This is a genomic window from Gilvimarinus sp. 1_MG-2023 (assembly GCF_030548285.1).
This window is the reverse complement of sequence record NZ_JAUOSC010001567.1, coordinates 1-242: the sequence shown is the minus strand read 5'-3', so window position 1 is coordinate 242 and position 242 is coordinate 1. Positions and strand designations below refer to the sequence as shown.

Below are 242 nucleotides of genomic sequence, written 5' to 3'. Positions count from 1 at the left end.
CTACCAGGATTGCACCTAGCAGCAAGGGCCGGTACATGCCCCATTTGACAACCATAACACCACAGACACCCGACCCGACCACCGTCATCACAAAACCAAAAATTTTGGCGATGCGGGCAATGTCTGATTTGCTGTACCCCATATCCAGATAAAACGGATTGGCCATCACCCCCATGGTGATATCACTCAAACGAAAAACGGCGATAAACGACAGAATCAGCAACGCAAACCAGCCATTACGC

1 pseudogene is annotated in these 242 nt (G+C 50.0%); it reads right to left on the bottom strand.

Annotated features, from left to right (window positions below):
• A pseudogene (locus Q4563_RS22075) lies at positions 1-242 on the bottom strand (AmpG family muropeptide MFS transporter); the annotation flags it as partial.